The sequence below is a fragment of the Aeromonas sp. QDB39 genome (assembly GCF_027707585.1).
Taxonomy (GTDB): Bacteria; Pseudomonadota; Gammaproteobacteria; order Enterobacterales; family Aeromonadaceae; genus Aeromonas; species Aeromonas hydrophila.
Genome location: NZ_JAPCIV010000143.1, coordinates 1 through 560, shown reverse-complemented (window position 1 = coordinate 560; position 560 = coordinate 1). Strand labels below are relative to the sequence as shown.

General features: G+C 63.4%; 1 protein-coding gene. It reads left to right on the top strand.

From position 1 onward, the window contains the following. A partial coding sequence (locus PG899_RS24230) for a phage capsid family protein (RefSeq protein ID WP_270697829.1) occupies positions 1-560 on the top strand: 560 nt, incomplete at both ends.

The following is a 560-nucleotide window of genomic DNA, read 5'->3' as shown; positions in this document are numbered from 1 at the left end:
TACTACGCGACCGATATCATCCTGCCGCTGGCGGATGATCCGGAATTCTCCGACATCATGATCAACCCGCTGACTGCGCCCACCTACGAGCGCCACTTCTTTGGTGGTGATGCGACCAGCTTCGAAGGTATCGACGCGGCTGACCGCTTCAACCTGGGCTGCGTGGACAACATGTCGCTGTTCCTGTCCGAGATGGCCAACCCCATCCAGCCGATCCGCATGGTTGCGGATCCGTCCGGGGGCGAGCCGCTCTACGTGCTCTACGTCACCCCGCGCCAGTGGCACGACTTCTACACCTCCACCTCCGGCAAGGACTGGCAGGCGATGCTGGCGGCCGCAATTGAGCGCAGCAAGGGCTGGAACCACCCCATCTTCCGCGGTGAAGGTGCGATGTGGCGCGGCATTCTGGTCAAGCCCTACAAGGGCATGCCGATCCGCTTCAACCAGGGTAGTACCGTCAAGGTGTGCGCCGCCAACTCCGCGACCGGTGCGGAAGTGGACAAGGTTGCCGGTACCACCATCGACCGCGCCGTGCTGCTTGGCGGTCAGGCGCTGGCCAA